The following is a 5,892-nucleotide window of genomic DNA, read 5'->3' on the forward strand; positions in this document are numbered from 1 at the left end:
CCCCTGTCGCCTCGACGGGGCTCAAGCCCGCCCCCACCACCGGTGGCCGCAAGCCGCGCATCCTCATCGTCGACGACAGTGAGATGACCGCCCGCATCATCGAGGCGGACCTGGTGGCCAAGGGCTTCGAGGTCCATTTCGCGGACACCGCCGACAAGGCCACGAAGATCATCCTCAAGAAGCAGACGCGTCCGGACCTGGTGCTGCTGGACGTGCGGATGCCCAACGTGAACGGCGAGCAGTTCTGCCGCTTCATCAAGAGCAACAGCCTCTTCAAGGGCATCAAGGTGCTCTTGTGCTCCGGCGAGAATGTCGAGGAGCTCCAGCGCATCTGCCGCGAGGCCGGCGCCGATGGCTACATCCCCAAGGACGCCGTCATGGGGAACCTCGTCGCCAAGGAGCTGATGCCGCCTGGCGGCGAGTAGGCGCTGACGAGGGACTCAGGCCCCCCCAGCGCCGCGTAGCGATACAAGTCCCGGAGTACGCGGGGGCCGGCCTCCACAATGGCCCGCCCCGCTGCTCGACGGGCCCCGCGCCTCACTTCCCCGCGGCGTTCTCCCGTTCCTCCAGCCCGCGCGCGAAGTTGCCGATGATGAGCCCCGGCCGCGCCGCCTTCATGCGCTGGAGCAGCTCGCGGATGCCCACCGGCTCTCCGCCCGCGCCCACGTCGCGCGCCGCATCCAGGTACTGGAGCGGGTCGATGGCCAGCGAGCGCGTCTGCACCTGGTCCACCTTGTACTTCTTCACCAGCCGCTCCAGGGCCCGCACCTCGCCCTCGCGGTCCGTGACGCCGGGGAACAGGAGCAGGTTGAGCGCCAGGTACGCGCCCCGCTCACGCGCGAGCGCAATCGACGCCTCCACGTCCTCCCAGCCGTACTTCACCGGCTTGTAGTACGCCTCGTAGAGCCCCTTCGACGCGGCGTTGAGCGACACGCGCACGGCATCCAGGCCCGCGTCGAGCAGCGCCTCCAGGCCACGCGTGAGGCTCGCGTTGGTGTTGATGTTGATGGAGCCCTTGTCCGTGCGCGCGCGCATGTAGCGGATGGACTCCGCTATCTGCTTCCAGCGCGTGAGCGGCTCGCCCTCGCAGCCCTGGCCAAAGCTCACCATGGTGCGGCCCTGCGCGTTCTCCAGATGGAACAGGCCGATGGCGCCCATCTCCTCGGCGGTGGGCCCGTCATCCATCCGCTCATGCGACGCGGGCGGACCGCCCGCCGGCTGGTCGGAGATGCAGCCCACGCAGCGCGCGTTGCACATGACGGACGCGGGGATGGCCGCCTCGTCGCGGACATAGAAGGTGTTCTGCGACGTGAAGCACCGGTACAGCATCGCGCACGTCTTGAGCTGCTTGAGCACGCGGTTGTCCGGGAAGCGCGCCAGGTGCTTGTCCACCAGCGCCTTCATGTCCGGCGTGGAGTAGCGCTCCGGGTCCCAATGCGAGCGGCGGTCCGTGTGGATGGCCCACGCCACCGGCCCGTCCTTGCCCCACGCCGCCGCCGTATAGGCCCACTGTGGCAGCACCGGCCCGTTGCCCTTCACCTCACCCGGCAGGAACGTGCGCGTGTAGCCCGGTGGCAGGAGCGCGCCCACCGCGTTGGGGGTGAACGTCTTGCCGCCGACGTTGATCTCCCGCACCAGCTCCAGCTCTCCCGTTCTCGGGTCCTGCCCCACCGGCAGCCTGCCCGGCAGGTGGACCAGCCGCCCGGCGGACGGCAGGGGGATGGGCTTGTCCTGCGGAGGAACGAGTTCCTCGCCGCTGCGCAGCGTGGCCAGCAGGTAGGGATGCTCCATCACCTTCCCCTTGGGGTCGGCGAACAGCAGCTTGGGCGCGGACGTCATGCGACGCTAACTATCACTGGCCCCCCTTCTCTTTCGACGTCGAAGCGCGATGAGACGCGTTGCATTCAACGCCACGCGTCATCCTTCTGGGGTAACAAGGGCTCACCGGAGACATGTGTCCTGCTTCGGGGGATGCCTTGATTCCCTCAGGGGGCCTCGTTACGGTCCGCGCGCTTTTTTCAGTCCCTTTCGGAGGCAGTCGTGATCGTCGGAGTTCCCAAGGAGATCAAAACCCGTGAGTACCGCGTTGGCATGGTGCCTGCGGGCGTGCGCGCGCTCACGAGCGCGGGCCACACGGTGTTGGTCGAGACGAACGCCGGCGTCGGCTCAGGCATCCCCGACTCGGAGTACCAGCGCGTCGGCGCGCAGCTCGTCGCCAGCGCGGACGAGGTGTGGAAGCGCGCGGAGATGATCGTCAAGGTGAAGGAGCCCATCGCGCCGGAGTACGAGCGCATCCAGCCCGGGCAGATCATCTACACCTACTTCCATCTGGCCGGCGTGGACCCGGAGCTGACGAAGACGTTGGTGAAGAAGAAGGCAGCGGCCGTCGCGTACGAGACGCTGCAGCTGGATGACGGCAGCCTGCCCCTGCTCAAGCCCATGAGCGAAGTGGCCGGGAAGATGGCCATCCAGGTGGGCGCGGCCTCGCTGGAGAAGGCCCACGGCGGCAAGGGAATCCTCCTGGGCGGCGTGCCCGGCGTGCGCCGCGGCCGCGTCACCGTCATCGGCGGCGGCGTCGTCGGACTCTGCGCCGCCAAGGTGGCGGTGGGCATGGGCGCCGAGGTCACCATCCTCGACGTCAACCTGGAGCGCCTCACCTACCTGGACGACGTGTTCCTCGGCCGCGTCAGCGTGCTGGCCTCCGACACGGAGTCCATCGCCACGTCCGTGCGCGAGGCGGACCTCGTCGTCGGCGCGGTGCTCATCCCCGGCGGCAAGGCCCCCAAGCTCGTCTCCGAGGCCCTCATCGCGGAGATGACCCCGGGCGCCGTCGTCGTCGACGTCGCGGTGGACCAGGGCGGCTGCATTGAAACGTGCAAGCCCACCACCCACGACAACCCCACGTTCGTCGTGCACGGCGTCGTCCACTACTGCGTCGCCAACATGCCCGGCGCCGTGCCCCAGACGTCCACGTACGCGCTCACCAACACCACCCGCCCCTACTCGCGGAAGATCGCCGACATGGGCCTGGTGGAGGCCGTGAAGTCCGACCGCGCCCTGGCCCGTGCGATGAACACCTACAACGGCCACATCACCTACGAGGCCGTCGCCAAGGACCTGGGGTACGACTACCGCCCCATCCTGGACGCGCTCAGCGGCAAGTAGCCTGTAGAGCGGCCTGACGGCCGAGGCCCCACCTGGAGGGGAGACGCGGATGGCGACATCCCGTCTCCCCTTCGTTATTGATGGTGGGGAATAAAGTACCCCGTCGGGAGTCTGCCGTACCCGAAGCGACCGGACGGGCGGGTGTGACTGGGAAGCCGTTGTTGCGACTTCTGTTCCCATGCATACATTGAGGGGCAGGCGACAACTCATTCCCCAATTGTTTCGGGCCTTTGGAAGGCGGGACATGTTGGATTTCAGACAACCCAACCGGACGAAGCAGGAATTCGAGGAACTGGCGCTGGCCCACCTGGACCCGCTGTACTCGGCGGCCCTGCGCCTGACGAAGAACGAAAGAGATGCGGAGGACCTGGTGCAGGACACCTGCATGAGGGCCTACCGGTTCTTCGACAAGTTCGAGCGGGGCACCAACATCAAGGCCTGGCTCTTCAAGATCCTCACGAACACGTTCATCAACCGCTATCGGCGGAAGGTGAAGGAGCGCACGGTGGTGGAGGGCGTGGAGCGCGAGGCGGTCCACGAGCGCTTCGTCAGCCGGGACGCGACGGACTTCGCGGCCAACCCGGAGCAGTACTTCTTCGACAGGCTCCTGTCGGACGACGTGCTGCGCGCCATCGACTCGCTTCCCATCGACTTCCGACTGGTGGTCATCCTCGCGGACCTGCAGGAGTTCTCCTACAAGGAGATCGCCGAGATTCTCGAGTGCCCCGTGGGCACGGTGATGAGCCGCCTGTTCCGCGGACGCAAACTCCTGCAGAAGACGCTGCGCGAGTACGCGGTGGGCCAGGGGGTCTTCCGTCACGAGGGTGACGGGGCCGATACTCCGGCGAATCTCGAAGAGTATCGTCAAAGGAAGAAGACGGGGTAGAAACAGGTTCCTACCGCGCGCCCATGACCTGCCAGGAACTCGAACGGCTTTTGTACCCGTATCTCGACGGCGAATTTCAGCCGGAGGAGCGGGTCGACCTCGAATCCCACCTCGCCACGTGCGCCGCTTGTCAGGGGCGCGTGGAGGACGAGCGGAACATGCAGTTGGCCCTTCGCCGGGCCGCACGTGACTCCGTGAGGCAGATGCGCGCGCCGGACTCCCTGCGCGCGGGAATCACCCGAGGCCTCCATCAGGAGCACCGCCGCGCGCAGTATGGCGTGTGGCTGCGCGCCGGCGCCGTCGCCCTCGTCGTGGTGACGGTGACGGGGGGCTGGTACACGTATCAAGCCGGAGAGCGGCAGCGGCGGGCGCGAGAGGAGATCATCAAGCGCCACTCGCGCGGGCTCCCCTTCGAAATCGCCTCCTCCGCGCCGGAGCAGTTGGAGACCTGGTTCAAGGGCAAGGTGGACGCGCGCGTCGCCCTGCCGCAGCTCCCCAAGGCCAAGCCCCTGGGCGGCCGCATCTCCATCCTCAACGGCCGCGAAGTCGCGTACATCAGCTACGAGACGCTCCCCGACGAGGGCGAGCCCACGCGCCGGCTCGGCGTCTTCGTCCTCCCCGACGAGGACGGCGCACGGCCCCAGGCGCTGCCCGCGGTGGAGGTGGACTCCGCGCAGGGCTTCAACATCGTCACCTGGCGGGACCACGAAGTCGTCTACGAGATGGTCACCGACATGGACGAGCGCGACATCCTCCGCATGCTGGATGAGCGTGAGCACGGCACCACCGTGGCGAGCACTCCGCGCACGCTGGAGTCGGCTGACGGGAATTACTCGTATCAAACACTCCCGAGGCCCCAGCGCTCGCGCCCCGCTGTCTCCGCCGAGCCCGCTTCGTATCCCTGAACACGTCGTGCATTGCATGCTCGCAGGGCCCTTCATGTAGCGCGCTGATCGCGGCTGCCCGGCTGCTTGGCGGGCGGATTTTCGTGCGGCCCGAACATTTGACGGTCCCTGACATGGCCGATAGCCTCGATGGCACTTCTTTCCTCGCGTGCCACCGTCACTCGTGGCGCCCGCGCGCGCCGCACCCAGGTCGGGCCGTTCCTACATGTCCAAGAAAATCCTGATCGTCGAAAAGAGCGACACCGCCCTCGCCGCCACGCTGCGGCCCGTCCTGGAAGGACGCGGCTTCACGGTGGACGACACCGCCGACGGCAAGGGCAGCGTGGAGCAGATTCGCAGGGATCGCCCCGACCTCGTCGTGCTGGCCGTGGAGCTGTCCGCCGGACAGAACGGCTACCTCATCTGCGGCAAGCTGAAGAAGGACGATGACCTCAAGAATGTCCCCATCGTCATCGTCGGCAACCCGGATGGTTTCGCGCAGCACCGCAAGCTGAAGGCGCACGCGGACGAGTACGTGGCCATGCCGGTGGACGGCCAGCTCCTGACGGAGCGCGTGGGCGCGCTGATCGGCTTCCCGGAGCAGCCCGTCTCCGAGGACCTGGTGGACGAGAGCCTCACCCTGGACGCGCTCGGCGATGAGCCGATGACGGCGGACTTCGGCGAGGAGATCTCCGTGGACACGGGCGAGGAGCCCGCGGTCGCCGGAGAAGAGCTGGATCTGGACGCGGCCTTCAACGACATGTCCTCGCCCGACCCGGAGGAGCCCGTCGCGCTCGTGGACGAGGAGCCCGTCGAGGCGCCGCCCGACGCCGTCGTGGAGGGCGTGGAGGAGGACTTCTCCAGCCTGGACGCGCTCGGCTCGGACGCGGATGACGCCCTGGACGCGCTGGATGACTCGGAGAAGACGGTGGTGGGCTTCATGCCCGTGCCCGCCGC

Annotated in this window: 6 protein-coding genes; 5 read left to right on the plus strand and 1 reads right to left on the minus strand. The window is 67.7% G+C overall.

Features of this window, described 5'->3' with window-relative positions:
- Positions 1-425: PleD family two-component system response regulator (locus HUW62_RS45255; protein WP_176437972.1), on the plus strand; the 425-nt coding region annotated here is incomplete at its 5' end.
- A gap of 112 nt (positions 426-537) precedes the next feature.
- Here the strand turns inward: HUW62_RS45255 and HUW62_RS45260 are convergent.
- On the minus strand, positions 538-1,839 hold the full coding sequence (locus tag HUW62_RS45260) for a radical SAM protein (RefSeq protein WP_163864619.1): 1,302 nt from the start codon (positions 1,837-1,839) through the stop codon (positions 538-540).
- 201 nt (positions 1,840-2,040) lie between these two features.
- On the opposite strand from HUW62_RS45260, the gene ald reads away from it, so the two are divergent.
- From ald to HUW62_RS45280, 4 genes are all read left to right on the plus strand, one after another.
- Positions 2,041-3,165, plus strand: coding sequence for an alanine dehydrogenase (ald, locus tag HUW62_RS45265; protein WP_163864618.1), 1,125 nt, complete (start codon positions 2,041-2,043; stop codon positions 3,163-3,165).
- A gap of 244 nt (positions 3,166-3,409) precedes the next feature.
- Positions 3,410-4,051: a sigma-70 family RNA polymerase sigma factor gene (locus tag HUW62_RS45270; RefSeq protein ID WP_163864617.1), complete on the plus strand. Its 642-nt coding sequence runs from the start codon at positions 3,410-3,412 to the stop codon at positions 4,049-4,051.
- A gap of 23 nt (positions 4,052-4,074) precedes the next feature.
- Positions 4,075-4,956 (plus strand): anti-sigma factor, encoded by an 882-nt coding sequence (locus tag HUW62_RS45275; RefSeq protein WP_163864616.1) that lies wholly within the window; start codon positions 4,075-4,077, stop codon positions 4,954-4,956.
- 205 nt (positions 4,957-5,161) lie between these two features.
- A partial coding sequence (locus HUW62_RS45280) for a response regulator transcription factor (RefSeq protein WP_176437973.1) occupies positions 5,162-5,892 on the plus strand: 731 nt, incomplete at its 3' end.

Source organism: Myxococcus sp. AM011, assembly GCF_013372595.1.
Taxonomy (GTDB): Bacteria; Myxococcota; Myxococcia; order Myxococcales; family Myxococcaceae; genus Myxococcus; species Myxococcus eversor.